This is a genomic window from Caballeronia humi (assembly GCF_001544475.1).
Classification (GTDB): Bacteria; Pseudomonadota; Gammaproteobacteria; order Burkholderiales; family Burkholderiaceae; genus Caballeronia; species Caballeronia humi.
This window is the reverse complement of record NZ_FCNW02000241.1, coordinates 1-625: the sequence shown is the minus strand read 5'-3', so window position 1 is coordinate 625 and position 625 is coordinate 1. Positions and strand designations below refer to the sequence as shown.

The 625-nt window shown below is 57.0% G+C and carries 1 pseudogene; it reads left to right on the top strand.

The features are described 5' to 3' along the window. Positions 1 to 218, top strand: a pseudogene (locus tag AWB65_RS36570) (hypothetical protein); the annotation flags it as partial. Positions 219 to 625 lie beyond the last annotated feature (407 nt).

Genomic DNA, 625 nt, shown 5'->3' with positions numbered 1-625 from the left:
ACCGCCAGCTTTACCGCTATCGGTTCCAGGGAAGCGTGACGTCGGAGACGTGGCATACCGCGATCGATGAGCACGAGCAGATCGTGAGGCTGCTGTCGGCGCGAGATGGCGTGAAGCTGGGGGAGTTTTTAAGGCGGCATGTTCATAGCACATGGGAGCAATTGCCGCAGGAGGAAGGCGATGAAGTCGAGGAGAAGTCGAATACGACGGAGGAATAAAGGGATGTTGAAGGCAGGCGATGGGAAATGCGCGGGCGATTCTGGCGGATGCGGGCCGGCTTGTTCCGCTTTTCTGGAATTTACCAGCCGATGTGCCCAGCTCTCGGCGCGTTAGCACGATTTGGTTTTATCCGGTTTACCGATTGCTCAACCGTATTGAATGGTAACTACACGTGTGCGGGCTGGGATGCATCTACATGTGGCCGTGAGCCGAAGGTAAATTACAAACTCGCGATGGTTGACGGGCGAGTGACCGGATGGCCCAGAAGAGACAAGTCGCAACGAAGCGCGGACTGGCAAAGCGCGGAAAGAAGTAACAAGGTGCTCTATATGCCCCTTGACGTTGCAACTGCCAATCGTCTCTCGCTTCGGTCGTGGACCGCCCTGGAACGTGCGCGCGCGGGATA